13 protein-coding genes are annotated in these 19,591 nt (G+C 68.1%); 10 read left to right on the forward strand and 3 right to left on the reverse strand.

The window, feature by feature from the left end:
• Positions 1–169 precede the first annotated feature (169 nt).
• Positions 170–1,765, forward strand: coding sequence for a helix-turn-helix transcriptional regulator (locus VF106_RS27390; protein ID WP_330842731.1), 1,596 nt, complete (start codon positions 170–172; stop codon positions 1,763–1,765).
• On the opposite strand, the gene VF106_RS27395 is transcribed toward VF106_RS27390, so the two are convergent.
• Entirely contained in the window at positions 1,762–2,904 is a 1,143-nt protein-coding gene (locus tag VF106_RS27395; RefSeq protein WP_330842732.1) for a Dyp-type peroxidase, read from the reverse strand. The two genes, VF106_RS27390 and VF106_RS27395, sit on opposite strands and share 4 nt — an antisense overlap.
• A gap of 65 nt (positions 2,905–2,969) precedes the next feature.
• Here VF106_RS27395 and VF106_RS27400 point away from each other — a divergent pair, with 65 nt between their 5' ends.
• Positions 2,970–4,310: a right-handed parallel beta-helix repeat-containing protein gene (locus VF106_RS27400; RefSeq protein ID WP_414639069.1), complete on the forward strand. Its 1,341-nt coding sequence runs from the start codon at positions 2,970–2,972 to the stop codon at positions 4,308–4,310.
• A gap of 3 nt (positions 4,311–4,313) precedes the next feature.
• Here the strand turns inward: VF106_RS27400 and VF106_RS27405 are convergent, their stop codons facing one another.
• Complete coding sequence (locus VF106_RS27405; protein ID WP_330842734.1) at positions 4,314–5,189, reverse strand: hypothetical protein; 876 nt, start codon at positions 5,187–5,189, stop codon at positions 4,314–4,316.
• A 19-nt stretch (positions 5,190–5,208) separates the two neighbouring features.
• Between VF106_RS27405 and VF106_RS27410 the strand changes: the two genes are divergently transcribed.
• The 3 genes from VF106_RS27410 to VF106_RS27420 all read left to right on the forward strand — a co-directional run bounded on the left by VF106_RS27410 (position 5,209) and on the right by VF106_RS27420 (position 15,297).
• Positions 5,209–7,671 carry an SdrD B-like domain-containing protein gene (locus tag VF106_RS27410; RefSeq protein ID WP_330842735.1) on the forward strand — a complete coding sequence of 821 codons (2,463 nt, stop codon included), beginning with the start codon at positions 5,209–5,211 and terminating at the stop codon, positions 7,669–7,671.
• A gap of 214 nt (positions 7,672–7,885) precedes the next feature.
• Complete coding sequence (locus VF106_RS27415) at positions 7,886–12,232, forward strand: alpha-L-arabinofuranosidase family protein (RefSeq protein WP_330842736.1); 4,347 nt, start codon at positions 7,886–7,888, stop codon at positions 12,230–12,232.
• A gap of 5 nt (positions 12,233–12,237) precedes the next feature.
• A complete protein-coding gene (locus VF106_RS27420) occupies positions 12,238–15,297 on the forward strand; it encodes an OmpL47-type beta-barrel domain-containing protein (protein ID WP_330842737.1) in 3,060 nt (1,019 codons plus the stop codon).
• 66 nt (positions 15,298–15,363) lie between these two features.
• Here the strand turns inward: VF106_RS27420 and VF106_RS27425 are convergent, their stop codons facing one another.
• On the reverse strand, positions 15,364–15,567 hold the full coding sequence (locus VF106_RS27425; protein WP_330842738.1) for a cold-shock protein: 204 nt from the start codon (positions 15,565–15,567) through the stop codon (positions 15,364–15,366).
• 336 nt (positions 15,568–15,903) lie between these two features.
• On the opposite strand from VF106_RS27425, the gene VF106_RS27430 reads away from it, so the two are divergent.
• The 5 genes from VF106_RS27430 (at position 15,904) to VF106_RS27450 (ending at position 19,381) form a co-directional block, all read left to right on the forward strand.
• Positions 15,904–16,191 (forward strand): DUF5994 family protein, encoded by a 288-nt coding sequence (locus tag VF106_RS27430; RefSeq protein ID WP_330842739.1) that lies wholly within the window; start codon positions 15,904–15,906, stop codon positions 16,189–16,191.
• A 26-nt stretch (positions 16,192–16,217) separates the two neighbouring features.
• On the forward strand, positions 16,218–17,033 hold the full coding sequence (locus VF106_RS27435) for a transglutaminase-like domain-containing protein (RefSeq protein ID WP_330842740.1): 816 nt from the start codon (positions 16,218–16,220) through the stop codon (positions 17,031–17,033).
• Positions 17,034–17,080: 47 nt separating this feature from the next.
• Positions 17,081–17,272 (forward strand): RGCVC family protein, encoded by a 192-nt coding sequence (locus VF106_RS27440; protein ID WP_330842741.1) that lies wholly within the window; start codon positions 17,081–17,083, stop codon positions 17,270–17,272.
• A gap of 287 nt (positions 17,273–17,559) precedes the next feature.
• A complete protein-coding gene (locus VF106_RS27445) occupies positions 17,560–17,970 on the forward strand; it encodes an STAS domain-containing protein (RefSeq protein WP_330842742.1) in 411 nt (136 codons plus the stop codon).
• A gap of 304 nt (positions 17,971–18,274) precedes the next feature.
• Positions 18,275–19,381: a glycosyltransferase family 4 protein gene (locus VF106_RS27450; protein WP_330842743.1), complete on the forward strand. Its 1,107-nt coding sequence runs from the start codon at positions 18,275–18,277 to the stop codon at positions 19,379–19,381.
• The last annotated feature ends 210 nt before the right edge of the window (positions 19,382–19,591 follow it).

The raw sequence follows: 19,591 nt of genomic DNA on the forward strand, positions 1-19,591 counted from the left end.
TCACCCGTTGACCCTTATGGGGGGCAAGTTCACCCGGTTGTCGGACATGACGGCTACTACTTCTGCGTGCCAGGCTGATGTCCTGTCCACTGGAGTGAGCGGGGCGGGCAGACCCGAGCACCGCATACTTGCGCGAGATTCATCGGCTGGCCTGGGGGAGGCAGAGACGGTGCCGCACGGAACGCAGCCCGCGGCCGACTTGCCGGCGACGCTGGCCAGGATCGCCGAGGATCGCGACTGGAACGCGCTCGAAGCCTTGTGCGACCTGCATATCCTCGCTGTGGAGGGTGAGCTCGCTGGTCAGCTGCTTGCCGTGCTTGGCGAGGTGCCGGACGAGGAGCTGCGTGCTCGCCCGCGCCTGATGATCGCGTGGATCAGCGCCTACTACGCGGCCAACCAACCCAACGTCACCGAACTCCGGCCGCATCTGCGCCACTTCACGGAACTTGGTACCCGTCTGGCGGCGGCGATGGACATCGCGAACGAGACCTCGTTCGCGACGCTCGTCACGGTCGGCAGCGCGGCGATGATCGGGTTGCGTATGCAGGGAGCATGCCGCGAGGCCGAGGAGTTGGGGCAGCGCCTGACAGCTCGCGCCGCGCAGCTCAGCCCGCTGCCCGGCGTCGAGGGGGTACCGCGCCCCGCCTGGCTCACCATGCAGCGAGGTCTGACGCGTTCGTTGATGGACGACTTCCCGGCCGCGGTCGAGTTGTACCGCCAGGCGTACGAACATGCGCCGGTTGAGCCGATAACGGCGGCCACGACCCTCAACGCGGCCGCGAATCTCGCCATGATCTTCGGCTATCTCGGTCACGGTGCCCTTGCGCGGCAGTGGCTTGACCGGATGCGGAGCTTTGAGTCGCCATCCCAGCGGGTCCAGTTCCTGCTGACGGTGGGTGGGACGATCGGCGAGGGCTGGGACGCGCTGGACCGCTACGACGAGGTGCATCTCGAGAAGTGCCTGGAGATCACCGGGGACGGTACGAAGCAGCTGGAGGTCTGGCCCTTCGTCGCGGCACTGGTGCTCGCGCACGGGCTGTACCTCGGCGACCCGGACGCGTCGCTCGCCCACCTGGGAACACTCAGGCTCAGTCACGCGCCCGCGCTCGTCGAACAGGGCACCGCCGTCCGGGTGCTGCGACGCGCGCACGTCGAGCTGCTGATCGCCACCGGTCAGGCGACCCGCGCGCTCCGCGTGATCAAGGAGGCGGACCCCCAGACATCGTGGCTGACACTGCCCGCCGCCCGACTCCGACTGCTCAACGGCGAGTACGAGGCGGTCCGTGCGATGGCCTCGCGGACGTCATGGCACGAAACCACATCGCGCCGGGACGCCAGGCAGATACTGCTCCTCAGGGCGATCGCCGCGCTGCGTATGGGTGACAAGGACGAGGCCCGCCAGTCGGTCGAGCTGGTCGGGCGCGTGCGCACGCCCGATGACGTGCTCTCGCTTGCCTCGTTGTCGCCGGCTGACCGCGATGACCTGTTCCAGCTGGGGGACCTGCCCCTGACGGACGAGGCGGCACAGCGTCTGGCGCGGGCCCGTCCGGTGTTCCCGGAACGCGTCGAGCTGGTGGAGCTGACCACCCGCGAGCAGGTGGTCCTCAGCGAACTGGACGCGGGCCTGACCATCGCGGAGGCCGCGCGCAAGCTCGTCGTGTCCGTCAACACCGTGCGCACGCAGGTGAAAAGCGCCTACCGCAAGCTTGGCGCGTCCAGCCGCGAGGGCGCGCTGATGCGGGCCTACGAACTCGGCGTGCTCTAGGGGAAGAGCGTGGCACCCAACGGACGTTGTTGGTCGAACCCGGGGAGTATCAGGAAGTTCGCGCTGGCGGTGGTGGTGGTGAACCCCAGCAGCGCATCGGAGTTGTCCATGTGGGTGAGCGTGTTGGTGAATGTTCGGATGTCGTTCTGGAAGCTGATGAACAGCAGGCCGGGAGCGGGTTCGTCGATGTTGTAGGAGCGGCGCAGCATGAGGCCGACACCGACCACGTTGGGGTGCGCTCTGCGGATGTGGGCGTCCGCCGGGATGAGATAGCGCCCCTCCGGCGTCTTGGCACCGAGGTTCGGGTCGGCGGCGATGGCGCCGCCGGAGAGGGGTGTGCCGGTGTCTCGACGTCGACCGAAGACCGCCTCCTGGGTGGCGACGGGCAACGCGGCGAACCGCGACAGGTCGAGTTCCATGCGCCGGAGCACGGCGATGGTGCCGCGGGCGACCGGAGCCGGCCCGGCCAGCCACAGATCTCGTCGCTGTTCGACGGTCGTGTGTGGACCCACGATGCCGTCGATGAAACCGAGTACGTTTCGTGGCGCGGTCACGCCCTGTGCCACAGGAACGGTCGTACCGCGGCGTCCGGACTGCCGCCAGCGTTCGCGGATCCGGTCGCCGGCCTGGTGCAGGAGCGCGGCGGCGGCGATCGGTATGACGGTGGGGTCGCCGGCACAGATCTGTACCAGCAGATCACCGCCACGTGCCCGCGGATCGACCTGCTCGCGCGAGAACTCCGGGAGGTCCGCTGTGCCGGGTAGGGAAGGACCTGCCATGCGCACCAGTCGGGGACCCACCCCGATCGTCACGGTGAGATCGCCCGGCGGCAGGCCGAGAAGTCGTGCGTCGGTCCCCGCGGTGAGCGTGCGGACGGCCTCGCCCAGTTCGGCGAGCAACGGGCCAACAGCCACGCCGTCAGCGAGGTCGGCCACGACGGCCAGCAGGTTGGGCTGCGCTTCTCGCGGGAGCGTGATCCCGGCCTGATGAGGGCCCGTTGGCGACACCGGCGCAGGGGCACCGCGTCTGCTCGGCTGGGCGGAACCCGATTCGCACGCCGCGGTGAGGCCGACGGCCGCCGCGGTCGCGGTGGCACCGAGAAACGCGCGGCGTGACGGGTGATATTCGGCTCGGCCCACGATGTGGAGAGTGCCATATCCGCCCTACCGCGAGTCAATCCGGGCACCATGACAAACTGGGGAGCATGCCTCGTTTCGGTTGTCGCGTGATTGTGGCGGTGCTGGGCACAGTGACATTCGTACTGGCCGGCTGTGGTGCGGGTGGCGACGAATCGGGTCAGGGCAGAAGGCCGGCCGGTGCGCATGTGACAATCCGGGTGCCGGCCGACGCCCCGACGATTTCCGCCGGGGTGTCCCTCGCCAAGGCCGGTGACCTCGTATTGGTCGCGCCGGGCGTGTACCACGAGGCCGTGAAAATCACCACAGCGAAAATCACCCTTCGCGGCGAATCCCGGGAAAAGGTCGTCATCGACGGGCGGTTGCGGCAGCCGAACGGCATTGTCGTCACCGCGCCCGGGGTGGCCGTGGAGAACCTGACCGTGAAGAACAACACGCACAACGGAGTCCTGGTCACCGGTTCGGCGAAGGCGGCTGCCGGAACTCCGGGGGACGGCGGCTACGACACCGGCGACGAGCCGGTCACCTTCCTGAAGTCGTTCCTGGTCTCCCACGTGACCGCCACCCGCAACGGGCTGTACGGCATCTACGCGTTCTCCGCGCAGGACGGTGTCATCGAGCACTCGTACGCGTCCGGCTCGGCTGACTCGGGGATCTATGTCGGACAGTGCAAGCCCTGTCGCATCGTGGTGCGGGACAACATCGCCGAACTCAACGCGGTCGGCTACGAAGGCACCAACGCCAGCGGCGAGATGTACGTGGTCGGTAACCGTCTTGTCGGTAACCGGGTCGGGCTCACCACCAACTCCGACCACCAGGAAAAGCTGCTCCCGCAACAGGGAGCCATCGTCGCCGGCAACCTGATCGAGGCCAACCAGCAGGATTCGACCCCTGAACAGGCCGACGGCGGATGGGGCATCGGCATCGGCATCGACGGCGGCAGTGACAACCAGGTCGCCCGCAACCGGATCGCCGGCAATGTCAACGTCGGACTGGTGATCACCGCGACCGCCGACATACCGCCGAACGGCAACCAGATCGTGGAGAACACCTTCGCTGGCAACGGGGTCGACGTCGGCTGGACGTTCCCCACCGCAACACAGGGACGGGGTAACTGCTTGAGGGGCAACGATCTCGCGACGACGGTGCCCACCCAGCTCGCGACGACCGCGTCCTGTCCGGTTGCCGACGCCTCGGCCGCGCCGTCGGGCACGTGGACGTGGCCCGAGCCGCCTCGCGGTATCCCGTTCACCGACGTGGCCGCGCCCGCCCCGCAACCGCAGTTCCCGAATGCCACCACCGCGGGCGCCACCGCTGTTCCGGCCGTTCCGGCGCTACCGGACATCACGGGAATCCTTTTGCCGGCAACGTCTCTGCTGGCCGATGGCGCGCTGGTGCGGACGTCCTGACCGCTACCGCGTCGGGGTGAGGCCGGGTACCGGTTGAACCGGAACGTACTCCCGCGTGTCGAAGTCGATGACCACCGGCCGCGGCGCGGAAGCCACACTGGCCTGAACCCGGTACATGGTGCCCTCCGAGTCGATCCAGTAGCGAACGTTTCCGGCGCTACCGGGCTTGCCGCGAGCGCCCGGCCCGGTCATGACGTCCACCTGACGGCCGTCCACCTGGTCATGACCGACCCAGGCAGCGCCGTTCTGTGGCAGTAGTTCGGCGTTGTCCGGCCGGTCGCTACCAAGACTGAGCACGATGAGCAACGAACTGTCCAGTGAGCTCCCGGTCGTTTGCAGTGAACGGCGATGCCAGTTCGGCCCCGGCGGCGACGCGGGGGCCTCCGCCGGGGCGGCGTCCATCGGGTGGAAGAACACGGTGGCGTTGTTCCACTGAATCAGCCCGTCACTGGACGAATCCCGCCCGGTCCCGTGCACGACGCCGTAACCGATTTTGGCGCGGTAGTCGACCGACCCGGTGATGACCAGTTCACCAGCGGTGCTCGGCACGGTGATCGTCACCGCGCGGCCTTCCGTCTCGTAGTTGCGAAATCGCGTGATCGCCAACCGGTTCACCTCATCCGAGGTCAACGCACGCGGCCCGGTAGGCCCTGAATCGTTACCAACGATCAGGAATGTGGTCACGCCGATCGCCACGATACCCATGACAATTATCACGCCCCGCGGCCGCAGCCATCGGTGCCGCGGGAAACGCCACTGGAATCTCATGCTTCGCACGCCGCGCGACGCTAACAGGTCAGCTGATTCACCCCCTGATTCACCCACCTTCCGGCACATGGAAGGGACGTTGTTCTGGTTGTCTATGACGGTTCGTGACAACTTTCACAAGGGGATATAGATGAGCCGGAAAGCCCGGACACAGATGAGTTGGTTGGCGCGGGTGGGGTTGGCTGGTCTGTTGTTGGTGAGCAGCGCCATCACCGGAGCGACAGCGGGGACAGCAGCCGCGTCGCCGACCGACGGCACGCTGACGGTCCAGGTGTTAAGGGACTTCTTCGGCACCGGCGTGATCAACACGACCATGGACGTGCCGCAGCAGGGCATGCGAATCGACGTCTCCGACCGTGAAGGCCGTCACGTCACCGGCACCACCGATGCCACCGGAAGGGTCGTGGTGCCGCCGTCCACCGAACTGACCGGCGGCCACTACCGCGTCGATGTCACTGTCCCGGCGCCCTACAGCAACTATCTGCGGGCGGCGCCCGCCTCGACGGCGGCCAACCACTTCGACAGCTTCACCACCTTCGTGGACGTGTCGGGCGACAAGGACGACTCGGTGATCACCGGGGTCTGGAACCCCGCCGACTACGCCCTGCCGGACACCCGGTACTTCGTGCCGATCCAGACCGCTGCCAACGGGGAGGACACCCGGGCATTGGTGGCGTTCGGGGTGAACACCCGCGGTACGTGCCCTGACGACGTCGCGTGCCCAACCACGCTCGCCACCCAGGCCCAGGTGGGCACGACGTTCGGGCTGGCCTACGACAAGTACCGGCGCCAGCTGTTCCAGAGCTCGTTCGCCCGACGGCACGCCCTGTACGGGCCGGATGGTGGGGACGCGATCTACACCGTGCCGGTCGACGGTGGAAGTGCGCCGACCTTGTTCGCGAAGGTGCCGGGCGCCGTGGTGACACCCCACGACACCAGCAACATGATCAAGGACGCCGGGTTCGTCAGCGTGCCGGGCAAGGAAAGCATCGGCGGCCTGGCTCTGTCGGAGGACGGGACCACGCTGTACGCGGTGAACCTGCTGACCCGAACCCTGGTCAGCTTCGACGCCACCGGGGCCACCGCCTCAGCACCCAAAGCCACGGTGCCGATCCCGGACCCGGGCTGCGCGGTGCCCACCGACTGGCGGCCGTTCTCTGTCGCCACACACGACAACACCCTGTACGTCGGTGGCGTGTGCAGCGCGGAAAGCACGCAGGACAGCGAAGACCTGCAGGCTGTCGTCTACACCTACGACGGCACACAGTTCACCACGGTGCTGACCCAGCCGCTCGACTTCAAGCGCGGCGAGGTCCTCACCAACCAGTCCGTTCCCGGCCAGACCGACAGCTGGAACCCGTGGAACACGGACCTGTCGAGCTGGGACGACCACGACGTGAACGGCAACGGTGCGCTGATCAGTCCGCAGCCGCAACTGGCCAGCGTGGCCTTCACGCGTGACGGGTCGATGATCCTCGGCTTCCGCGACCGGTTCATGGACACAGTGGGCTGGGGTGGGCTGGACCCGCGTCCGGGCAGGAACACCCCGCAGAACGGCTTTTCCGGTGGTGACGTCAACATGGCCTGCGTGAATCCCAACGGTGGGTTCTCCTGGGAAGGCACCGGGAACTGCCCCGACCACGCGAACAACGACACCGTCGGCGGCCAGGACGGCGATGTGGTCGAGTACTTCCCTGGTGACTTCTTCCGGCAGCCCGCAGCACACCAGGAAGCCGCGCAGGGGGCGGTTGCCTACATTCCGCAGCAGCAATGGGTCGTCAGCACGCAGATGGACCCGACGGTCAACGTCGCCACCAACGGGACCGGCTACTACCACGTCGAGACCGGGGTTGGACCCGGTAACAACCCTTCCGCCAACGCATACGAGTTCGTCGGCCGGAACCCGAACAACGGGTTCGGCAAGGCAGGCGGGCTCGGAGCGATCGCCTACCAGGCGGCGAACGCGCCGATTCAGATCGGCAACCTGGTGTGGTTCGACGGCGACCGCAACGGCACCCAGGACCCGGCGGACGTGCGCCTACCGGGCGCGACGGTCAACCTGTTGGACTCCGCCGGTAAGCAGGTGGCCACGACCAGGACCGATGCCGCAGGCGAGTACTACTTCGGTGGTGTCGGCGCCGCCTACCAGCTCACTCCTGGTGCGGAGTACACCGTGCAGTTCAACGTGTGTACCGCGGACACCAGCAAGGTGCCGGGCCAGCCGCAGGCTACCGACCTTCGGTTCACGCTCCCGCTGGTCGACACCGACCGGGTGCACGACTCCAATGTGCCCCTGCCGACCACCGGCCAACTGTGCAACGGATTCGCGCCCGTCACTGCGCCGGCCACCCCAGGCGGCGTCGACCACACGATTGACGCTGGCGTTCACATCCCGGAGGCGCCACCGACGTCGACACCGCCGACGTCCGAACCGCCGACGACAACCTCGGCCCCGCCCGTGAAACACACGGGTTCGCTGGCCACCACCGGTGTGTCCGGCCTACCGTGGATGATCTTCCTCGGTGTCCTGCTCCTCGCCGCGGGCGCGACACTCGCGTTGATCACCCGAAAACGCCGCGCCAAGCAAGGCTGACGTATCCCGGTGGACGACTGGGAAGGCCCCTGACAGCTGTCGCGCTGTCAGGGGCCTTCCTGTGAGCGCTCACCACAGGCTCCCTCGCAGCCCACCACCGTGTCTACCGGTTGGGAACCATCTCTTGACGGTCGCAACTGTTAACGCTCACACTCCCCGGTGGTAAAGCTGGCCTTATCCCTACGGTGGTGGAACTCAGAGTGGAGCACCCCTCATGACGACAGCGCAGCGGTCGGTCGGAAGACCCGGCCGACGGTGGATCAGTGCCCTGGTGGCCGCGGCTCTGCCGGTCTCCATCGGGGTCACGCTCTCCGCGGCGACCGCCCCCAGCGCGGGGGCTGTCGAAGGAGAGACCTGGGCGGACGATTTCGCCTCGACGACACTCCGGCCGGAGTGGGAGATCGTCAACGAGGACCCGGGCGCCTGGTCCCTCCTCGACGGATCGCTGCGGGTCACCGGCCAGACCGGTGACACCTACCAGGCGGTCAACACGGCCAGGAACGTGTTCATGGTCGACATCCCGGCTGGCGACTTCACCGCCGAGGTGGCCGTGCGGGCCCCGGTCGCCAAGACCTACCAGGGCGCCGGGCTGATCGCCTGGCAGGACATGGACAACTACGTCCGCTCCGGCCTGACCTTCGTGGGCCCACTGGCCGCGTCCGGGATCGCGATCGAGAACGACATCGAGACCGCCGCCGCGTTCCGCGCGGAGCGGTTCGTCGACCGGCCTGCCTCGACCGGCGAGACGCTGCAGCTGCAGCGGGTCGGCGACACCATCACCACCCGGTACAAGGACGCCGCCGGAACGTGGGTGGACGCCTCGACGGTCACCGCCGGGTTCCAGACGACCCAGGTCGGCGTCTACGCCCTCGGCGCGCTCGACGGCACGACGCTCGACGCCGCGTTCGACGACTTCCGGGTCACCGCGGCCCCGGGCCGGGACATCCAGCCAAGCGGCACGTTCTCGATCAAGGACGCCGCGGGCGCCCACCTGGTCGAGACCGAGGCCGGACTGGCTCTCTCGCCAGAGCCGCCACTGTCCACACTGGTCTTCACCGCGGCCGCCCAGGCCGACGGCACGGTCCACCTGCGCACCGCCGAGGACGACCGTCCGGTCGTCGTCACCGACGGACGCCTCGCGCTCGGCCAGACCGGCGACGCGGCATCGCCCGTGCGGCTGACCGACGCCGCGGGCGGCGAGCTCTTCCTGCGTGACGCCGAGGGCACCGGCTACGCGGGCGGCACGGGCCCGCTGGTGTTCGGCGACAAGGCCTCCGCCGTCCACTTCAAGCTCGCCCAGGTCAGCACGTCCAACGCCGAGCTGGCCATCGACGGTGACGCGGCCGCCGCGCAGATCAGCGGCACGATGTTCGGCATCTTCTACGAGGACATCAACTACGCCGCCGACGGCGGCCTCTACGCCGAGCTGGTGCGCAACCGCTCGTTCGAGTTCAACTCCTCGGACAACTCGAGGTTCACCGGCATGACCGGCTGGGAGATCGTCAACGGTGGCGGCGCGGCCCCGCAAGCGCTTGTCGTCAACGACGACACCCGCCTCAACGCCATGAACCGCAACCACTTCCGGCTGATCGCCGACGGTGCGGGTGACGGTCTGCGCAACCTCGGCTACAACCGCGGCTTCGCGGTCAGGGATGGCGCGAGGTACGACGCCTCGGTGTGGGCGCGGACCACGACCGCCCAGGACCTGGCCATCCGCCTGGTCAGCGCGGACGGCACCGTCACCTACGCCGACGGCGGCGTGGCCGTCGACGGTTCGGACACCTGGAGGCAGTACCGGGTGACACTGACCGCCACCGCGACGACCGACGCGGCCCGGCTGGTCGTCACCGCTGGCGCGGCGTCCGTCGTCGGCCTCGACATGATCTCGCTCATGCCGCAGGACCGCTGGGTCGGCCCGGTGAACGGCACGTCGGTGCTGCGCAAGGATCTGGCCGAGAAGATCGCCGCGATGAAGCCGAGCTTCCTGCGCTTCCCCGGCGGCTGTGTCACCAACGTCGGCACGTTCCGCACCTACGAGGAGAGCGGCTACACCGACCGTCGCCGCACCTACCAGTGGAAGGAAACCATCGGCGCGGTCGAGGAGCGGCCGACCAACTGGAACTTCTGGGGCTACAACCAGTCCTACGGCATCGGCTACCTGGAGTACTTCAAGTTCGCCGAGGACCTCGGCGCCGAGCCGCTGCCCGTGTTGTCGGTGGGCGCCAACGGCTGCGGCAGCACCATCCCGGAGATGCACGACCCGGCGATGATCGCCCGCTGGGTCGACGACACCGTCGACCTCATCGAGTTCGCCAACGGCGACGTCACCACCGAGTGGGGCGCCAAGCGGGCCGCGCTCGGTCACCCGGAGCCGTTCGGGCTGAAGATGATCGGCCTGGGCAACGAGGAGAACACCACCACCTTCGAGGCGAACTTCCCGGCCTTCCGGGACGCCGTCAAGGCCCGGTACCCCGAGATCACCATCATCTCCAACTCCGGCCCGGACGACGCGGGCGCGCGGTTCGAGACCCTGTGGGACTACAACCGCGGCCAGAACGTCGACATGGTCGACGAGCACTACTACAACGACCCCGACTGGTTCCTGCTGCACAACCACCGCTATGACGGCTACGACCGCAACGGCCCCAAGGTGTTCCTGGGCGAGTACGCCTCGCGCGGCAACACGTTCTACAACGCCCTGGTCGAAGCGTCGTACATGACGGGCCTGCAGCGGAACGCCGACGTGGTCCGGCTGGCGTCCTACGCGCCGCTGCTGTCCAACGAGGCGAACGTGCAGTGGAACCCGGACGCCATCTGGTTCGACAACGACGAGTCATGGAACACCCCCAACTGGGAGGTGCAGAAGATGTTCGGCAACAACGTCGGCGACGAGGTCGTGCCGAGCACCTTCAACGGCTCGGTCAACCAGTCGGTCGTCGACGGCGGCGTCTTCCTGTCCACCTGGAACACCGCAGCCGCCTACGACAACGTCCGGGTCACCGCCAACGCGGGCGGTGAGACGCTGTTCTCCGACGACTTCGCGAACGGCGACCAGTGGAACCCGGTCGCCGGCAGCTGGGCCGTCTCAGGCGGCGAGTACGTCCAGTCGTCCGCCACGACCACCGACGCCCGCAGCATCATCGACGAGGCGTACACAAAGGACTGGACGAACTACACCCTCGAGCTCGACGCCAGGAAGATCTCCGGCGCCGAGGGCTTCCTCATCGGGTTCGGTGCCAAGGGCACCAACGACTTCTACTGGTGGAACCTCGGCGGCTGGAACAACACCCGGTCGGTGCTGCAGAAGGCCTCCGGCGGCAGCGCGGTCGAGGTCAAGTCCGTCGAGGGCCACAGCGTGGACACCGGCGCGACCTACCACGTGAAGATCGTCGTCGCGGGCAACACCATCTCGCTGTACCTCAACGACCAGCTGCAGATGACCTACGAGTCCGGCGCGGACGAGAAGCTGTTCCAGGTCGTCACGCGGGACAAGGCGAGCGGCGACATCGTGGCCAAGGTGGTCAACACCTCGGCCGAGACCGTCCGCACGCGGGTCACGGTCTCGGACGCGGGAGTGCTGCCCACCGGCGAGGTCACCCAGATGACCGGCGCGCCCGGCGACACCAACACCAAGGCCAACCCGACCAAATTGGTGCCTTCTACCCGGCAGGTCAGCGGGCTGTCGAACGACTTCAGCTACGACTTCCCCGCGCACTCGGTCACGTTCCTGCGGATGCACACGACAGACGGGGTCGCTCCGGTCGTCGATGACGTGACGCTGCAGGGCACGACGGTCAACGGCTGGTACGGCGACCCGGTCACCGTGTCGGCGACCGCCACCGACGACCGTCGACTCGACCGGATCGAGTTCCGCGTCGACAGCGGCGCGTGGGTGTCGAACGCCGACGCCAAGGTGGCTGTCAGCGGCGACGGCCAGCACACCGTGGAGGTCCGCGCCGTGGACGCGGCGGGCAACGTCGGTGTGATCCGTCCCGTCACGTTTGGCATCGACAGCGTCGCGCCGGTCTCCAACGCCACTGTGGACAGTGCCGCGCGCACCGTCGCGGTCCGTGCCGCGGACTCCGGCGTCGGGGTCGACCGGATCGAGACCCGGATCGGCACCGCCGACTGGCAGCGGTACACGGCTCCGGTCGTGGTCGGCGACGCCGAGACCGCTGTGCAGTTCCGCGCGGTCGACCGGCTCGGCAACGTCGAGGAGCCCGGAACCGTTGTGGTGCCGGCGAAGCAGGCGCAGCTGAAGTCGACCACGACGACGGTGTCGCCGTCGAGGCCGAGGGTCGAGCAGGGCACCGTCCTCCCGCTGACCGTGAAGGTAAGCACATCCGGCGGCACGACGCCGACCGGCGAGATTCGAATCCTGGAGTCGTCCGTGCCACTGGCATCAGCGACCTTGACCAACGGAACCGCCACGGTGTCGCTTGACACCAGCGGCCTGAGCATCGGTGACCACACCCTCGTCGTGCGCTACCTCGGCGACGGCGCGCACAAGCCCTCGCAAACCAGCCTGGTCCTGCGTGTCACCAAGCAGAGGAGAGGATGATCGGGATGCGGAAGCGGACCATCGTCGCGCTGCTGGGTGCCGCACTCGTGGCCGGCGGGCTCACCGCCGCGCCCGCCCACGCGGCCGAACCGGTCGAACCGGGCCTGGTGGCCTGGTACAAGCTGGACGAGACGGCGGGCACCGTGGCCGCCGACTCGTCGGGCAACGGCAAGGACGGCGCCGTGCAGGGCACGGCGGCCTGGCGCTCCGGTGACGGCTTCGGCTTCACCGGGGGCTCGGCCAGCACGGGCAACGCGATCAAGCTGCCGGACAACCTGCTGAGCGGGCTGGACGAGGTGACCGTCGACTTCGACGTGTCGGTCGCCGCGGACCTGCGCGGCTTCTGGTTCATGTTCAACCTGGGCAACCAGCAGAACTGGCCGAACGGCAACGGGTACCTGTTCGTGACCGGCTCGGACTCGAACGCCAAGCTGCGCGGCGCGATGGCCGAGAGCGGCTTCCACACCGAGCAGAGCGCGACGGCCCCGTCCGCGCTGCCGACCGACGTGTGGAAGCACGTCACCTACGCCGTCAAGGGCGGCAGCACGGCCACGCCCGGCAGGGCGAGGCTCTACGTCGACGGCACCCTCGTCGCCGAGAACCCGAACATCACCGCCACACCCGGTGCGATCGGCGAGCCGAACGGCACGTCGACGTACAACTGGCTGGGACGCTCGGCCTACGCCGCGGACAACTCGTTCAAGGGCTCCTTGCGCGACTTCCGCGTCTACGACCGGGCGCTGACCGACACCGAGGTGGCCGAGAGGGTCGCGGCGAAGGCACAGGCGGCGGTCGACGCCGTCACGCTGACCGACGCCGACGGTGTTCGGGGGAACCTCACCCTTCCCCGCACCGGCGCCTACGGCGCGACGCTGGCGTGGCAGTCGAGCAACGAGAGCGTCGTGACCAGCACCGGCGAGATCACCCGGCCCGCGCATGGCAGCGAGCCGGCGACGGTGAACCTGACCGTCACCGGCACGCTGGGCGGCGGCACGGCGACCCGCACGATCCCGGTCACCGTGCTCCCGATGCCCGCTTCGGCGACGCACGAGGCGTACTTCTTCCCGTACTTCGTCGGTGAGAGCACCGAGGACGGCGAGAAGATCTACTTCGCCGCGTCGAAGGGGAACGACCCGCTGTCCTGGGACGAGTTGAACAACGGCCGCCCCGTGCTCACCTCCACCATGGGCGAGCGGGGCCTTCGCGACCCGTTCATCGTCCGGTCGCACGAGGGCGACAAGTTCTACCTGCTGGCGACCGACCTGAAGATCTTCGGCGGCAACAACTTCAGCGAGGCGCAGGAGTCCGGCAGCAAGCACCTGATGGTGTGGGAGTCCACCGACCTGGTGCACTGGTCGGAGCAACGGACGATCAAGGTGTCGTCGGACTTCGCCGGCAACACCTGGGCGCCCGAGGCGTTCTACGACGAGGCGTCGGGCAACTACGTCGTCTACTGGGCGTCGAACCTCTACCCGACGACCGACGTGGCCTCCCGCGACTTCCGGACCTCCTACAACCGGATGATGTACGCGACCACGCGCGACTTCCGCACGTTCAGCGAGGCGAAGCCGTGGGTGGACGTCAAGCGGGGCACCGGTCTCGGCATGATCGACGCGACCGTGGTGCGTGACGGCGACACCTTCTACCGGTTCATCAAGGACGAGGCGTCCATGACGGTCCGGCAGGAGAAGTCGACCGACCTGATGGCCCCGGTCACCGGGACGCTGCCGACCACGACGTCCTCGCCGTGGTCCCTGGTTCGCGAGCGCATCGGCGTCGGCCAGCCCAACCCGTGGGGCGGGACGTTCACCGGCGGCGAGGGTCCGACGGTGTTCCGTGACAACGTGGTGCCCGGGCGCTGGCACATGTTGATCGACCAGCCGAGCTACCACGGCGGTCAGGGGTACCTGGCGTTCCAGACCGATGACATCGCCTCGGGTGTCTGGACGTCGGTTCCGGACGCGGCGCTGCCGCGCAGCCCCCGGCACGGCACGGTCATCCCGATCAGCCAGGCCGAGCTGGACACGCTCCGCGCGGCGTTGCAGCCGAACCTGCTGGCCGAGTCGGTCGGGTCGGTGTCGGTGCGGACCCGTGCGGGTGTTGCTCCGGTGCTGCCGTCCACTGTGGACGTGACCTACGCGGACGGCTCGACCCGCGCGACCGCGGTCGACTGGGCCGACGTCGACCCGTCGCGGTACGGGTCGTGGGGTTCGTTCCAGGTCGAGGGCACGATCGCGGGCCAGGTGGTCCGCGCGACGGTGACGGTGATCGTGACCGACAGCCTGGACCCGACGGTGTCGTTGAGCACGACGCCCGCGTCGCCGACCGGCGACTGGTTCACGGTTCCGGTCCAGGCGAAGGCCACGGCCACCGACGAGACCGGCGTGCAGTCCATCGAGATCGCCGTGGACGGCGGCTGGCGGACCACTGACGTGGTGACGCTGACCGACGGCAGGCACACGGTGGCCGCCAGGGCGACGGACATCACCGGGAACGTGTCGAGCGTGGTGACCCGCGAGCTCAACGTCGACACGCAGGCGCCGGTCAGCCGAGCTTCGTGGAACGGCACGGCCCGGTCCGTGTCCATCGCGGCCGCGGACGACACCTCCGGCGTCGCGCGGGTCGAGTACCAGGTGGGCACCTCGGCCTGGACGACATACACCTCGCCGCTGTCCTTCGGCGATGTCGCCACGACGGTGCGGTACCGGGCCGTCGACCGCGCGGGCCACGTCGAGCAGATCAACACGATCGCCGTGCCGCGCGAGACCCTCGACCCGAGCACGACGACCGCCACCCTCAACCGGGACACGGTCAAGCTGGGCGGCGACGCCTGCGCCATGGTCGTGGTGAAGGGCGGCCCGTTCACCACGACGGGAACCGTCCGGATCATCTCCGGCGGTGACCTCGAGGTGGGCCGCGCGACCCTGGTGAACGGACGCGCCACCGTCGCCATCGACACCGCCACCCTCGGCGTCGGCAGGTGGCAGCTGACTGTGGCCTACGACGGCGACGCCAACCACAGCCCGTCGTCGACGACGGTTGTCCTGAAGGTCAACAGGCGCTAGCACGGCAAGGCCCACGGCAGCGTTCGCGCTGTCGTGGGCCTTGCCGTGTGCGGGTCAGAACCAGTGTCAGACCACGCGTACCGACATCGCCTGCGGGCCCTTGCGGCCCTCGCCGACCTCGAATTCGACTCGCTGGTCCTCCGCGAGGCCGTGGGACTCGTAGTCCTGGATCTCCGAGTGGTGCACGAACAGTTCCGCGCCGCCGTCGGCGGGTGCGATGAAGCCGAACCCCTTGGTGCCGTTGAACCATTTGATGATTCCCTGAGCCATTCGTGTGCTCCTGCTCTGATGTGTGATTCGCCGGCAGCTGAACGGCCTAAGTGGACATCCGGGTTGTCGCGGACATCGGTGTTGGTGATGACGGGACACGAACGAAGACTCGTAACCGACGGGATGTCGGGTCCCAGGGCGAACCGGCCTTACCCACGGTATCCCACGAACGTCGACCGATGGCGAACGCCCTGGTCAGACCGTGTGCCGGCCATAATGCGGCCCGTCGTGGTACGGTCGGCGTGTCGATGGCATTCCGCGTGTTGGCGGTCGAGTCAACATCGTTGTCGGCCACCCCAGTCCGGTCCACTCTGGACCGGGGACGGGAGCATCGACATGTCGTCGGGACCGTGTGATCGTACCTACGCCTCCAAGGCCACTACGGCCGAGCAGTCGCTGCGCGTGAAGTTGAAGCCAACGGCGCCCACAACGAGGGACGCGGGCTATGTCGACGGGGCTTGGTGGCCCCGCTCGCGGGACCCGGCCGCCGAACTGCCGGCGCTGTCCGAGGCGCTGGCAGCTCGGTTGGGTGTGATCAACCGGCTGGCCTGCGATCGACCGGGAAAGCGCATCCCTGAACCGCGTACCAGCGCGGACAGCAGGATCACCGGCGGGTCCACTTGACCGCAGGCGTCCTGGAAGGTCCCGCCATGAGGCTCCATGTCGGTTGCACGTTCACCTACCGCGCCGAGATCGCGACACCGACGGTGTTCCAGATCCAACCACGCCCATGTCACGACCTGCGAGTGGCGGCCGAGGCATGGATGGCCGATCCGTCCAGCACGATGCACCACTACCAGGACCTGTATGGGAACCCGTGCATGCGGATGGTTCTGCCGGCTGGCCTCTCCACTCTGCGTTACGCCGCGTCGGTCGAGGTGTCCGGCGCACCCGAGGAGCACGACCTCGACGCTGTCGAGAACGCTCCGGAGGACCTGCCCGACCGGGTGCTGCTGTACACGTTGCCGAGCCGCTACTGCCTGCCCGACACGCTCGCCGACGAGGTTTGGGCCAGGTTCGGCGCGCATCCGAGGGGATATCGGCGAGTGCTGGCCATCTGCGCGTATGTGCACGAGCACCTGAGCTTCCGTTACGGCAGTACCAGCGCGCTGAGTACCGCGGCCGACGTCAACGCCGGCGGTTTCGGTGTGTGCCGGGACTTCGCGCACTTGGCGATCTCGTTCTGCCGTGCGCTCAACATCCCGGCGCGCTACGTGTTCGGCTACCTGCCCGCTGCCGACGGGCCACCCGCTGCGGTGCCGATGGACTTCGCCGCGTGGATGGAGGTCTGGCTCGGCGACCGCTGGTGGACCTTCGATCCGCGTAACAACGTGCGCCGGGCTGGACGGGTGGTCGTCGGTCGCGGTCGTGACGCGGCGGACGTCGCGATGGCCACCACCTTCGGCGGGCCCGTCCTCGAGGCGATGACCGTCCATGCCGACCGCGTCGTGTCCCTGTCCTCCTAGCTCGGTGGCCGGTCCACGACAGTACGAACAGGACGAACGGGAGCGGCATGGCAGTGAATGGCAGGCACCAGGACACCACCGAATCGCCGTCCGGCGGCCAACCGGCCGTCGCCTGCTCGGCATGCGGCCATCCGTGGGCTGAACACGATCAGATCGCGGCCCGCTACTGCGCCGCCACCACCGTGGGACGCCACGACCGGGGCTGCGTCTGCACGGTGCGCCTCAGCACCGAGACGTAAGAATCCCGGTTGGGCATAGTGCTGCCGAATTCACTGGAGATTGAGAGCATTCTCCGGTCGAGAGGCGTAACATATTGGACAGATGCCCGGGACCCCGGTTTGACTACAAACCGACCGGAGGACCCATGGCGCATACCGATCCAATTCTGGGCATCGCGCCGGTTGTGGGGATCGCGGAACCTCATCAGCGCACGGTCGATGGGCACGCGACGCATTGTCCTGAAGGGACAGTCTCGTCCGCATCCCGCGCCTGTTCCCGAACCGCCCCCGATCGAGCAGACGAGTCCATGACCGGCGCCCACCCGGCCGTGTCGTCGGACGGCCCGCCACGTGCCGCCAACGTTCTGCCGCGCCGACAGCCAGGAGTGGAGCTCATGACCGCCACCGCACAGTCGATCCCCTCCGGTGCCGTCGTGATCACGGTGCGTGGCGAGGTGGACTGTTGCACCGGCCCGCGGTTGCAGCACGCTCTCCTCGACCGGCTGCGGCCCGCCGGCCCGCCACTGGTCGTCGACCTCACCGACGTTGGTTTCTTCGGAGCGGCCGGTCTCACCGTCCTGGTCACCGTCAGGGCTGCCGCGGTGACGGCGGGAACCAGGCTGTGCGTGGTCGCGCACACCCGCGTCGTGCTGCTGCCATTGACGATCACCGGGCTGGACCGCGTGTTCGACATCTACCCCGACCTCGCCGACGTGTGAAATGCCGCTGAACGGCAAGTAGGCGTCAATGCTCACCCGCCAGCTCCCGCCTCAACTGAGATCGCTGCTCGGTCGCGAGTGCTACTCTCCGCGTGGCTGTCCCGTTCACCATCACGAATGTCGCGTGTGTCCGCACCGACATCCTGGTTTCGAGCGTTCGCCGAAGGATCGAACCGCCGGCCCCGTCGCGGGCTCGCACCGGTCCCAATCGTCCCCCCTCGTGCACACCACCCGAGTCGACCAGCGCACGGTCGGCCACGGGGTCCTGTCCGCGTATTCACGGTCCACTACGGAGGTACGGCGGTTGATATCGTTCATCTGGTCCCCTGGGAATCCCCTGCCGGCCGGCACCGGCGGTTCCGAGAACTACACAGTCGGCCAGGTCCGGGAACTGAGCCGGCGCGGCATACCGGCACAGGTGGTCACGGTCGGTCTCGGCGCCGACGATGGCAGGGACGAGTTCACCGACATCCCGTTCCGGTCCCTGTCCACGCTCGCTGAGGTCGTCGACCTCGACGGCACGGTCGTCTTCGTCAACGAACCGCATCCGGTGCCGACCAGAAACCCGGCGTTCCTGATCCTGCACAACCCACCCCCGATTCGGGAACGGGAGAGGACGTTCGCCGTCGAGGGAACCAGGGTTCTCGCCCTCATCGCCACCTCCAGGTACGCCGCCGTGCTGTGGGCGGACTACCTGGACGTCGACGTCGCGACCATCAACGTCGTGTATCCGTTCGCCGAGCCGTGCTTCGCCACGCAGTCCAGACCGGACGCACCGACCGAAAAGACACGGGTCCTGTTCGCCGGCCGGCTCAGCCCAGAGAAGGGCGTCTACACCCTGTTGGAAACACTCCACATCGACATCGTCGAACAGGACGTGGACCTCACGTTCACCGCGACGACCGCGGGTGCGGACAAGCCGCAGGGCAGGATCATCCAGCGGCTGCTCGGCGAACACCCCGGGATCTCCGTGGTGGCCGCCCGCAGGACGCCGGCTGCGATGGCGGCGTTGATGGCCGACCACGACATCGTGGTGATGCCGTCCAACAGCCAGTACTGGCACGAGACCTTCGGCATCGTCTCGATCGAGGCCCAGCACACGGGCTGCTGGGTGGTCGCCTCCGACGACGGCGGACTCCCCGAGACCGACTGCGGCGGGGTGGTCCTCGTCGAACCGGACAACGCCGAGGCACTCGCCTGGGGCATCCGCATGGCCATTGACAGCGGACCGTTCCCGCCGGCCGGCAGGCAGTACGCCGGGACGAGGTTCACGGTCCAGCAGTCGGTGGACACCCTCCTCGCGGTGTTCACCCAGCCGCAGGCGATTCCGCCGGCGACCATCGTTCGGCAACTCGAGCAACTGATCCTGACGCCGTCCGCAGAGGAACCACGCGCCACTAGCGTATGGTGAAAGTGACGCGCTGAACGAGCTTCACAGGTTTGACGCCACCCCAGACCCGGTGTCGTTACAACACGTCCAAGAAAGTGGTGGCACATGACTTCGCTCGACACCTCGGCGAAGGTCGGCAGCCGGGACTATGCCGAGCTGTCCCAGTTGATCCGTAAGGAAGGCTTGCTGCGCCGCCGGTACGGGTACTACGCGGTGAAGATCAGTCTGAAC

It is taken from the genome of Actinophytocola sp. (genome assembly GCF_036378875.1).
Taxonomy (GTDB): Bacteria; Actinomycetota; Actinomycetes; order Mycobacteriales; family Pseudonocardiaceae; genus Actinophytocola.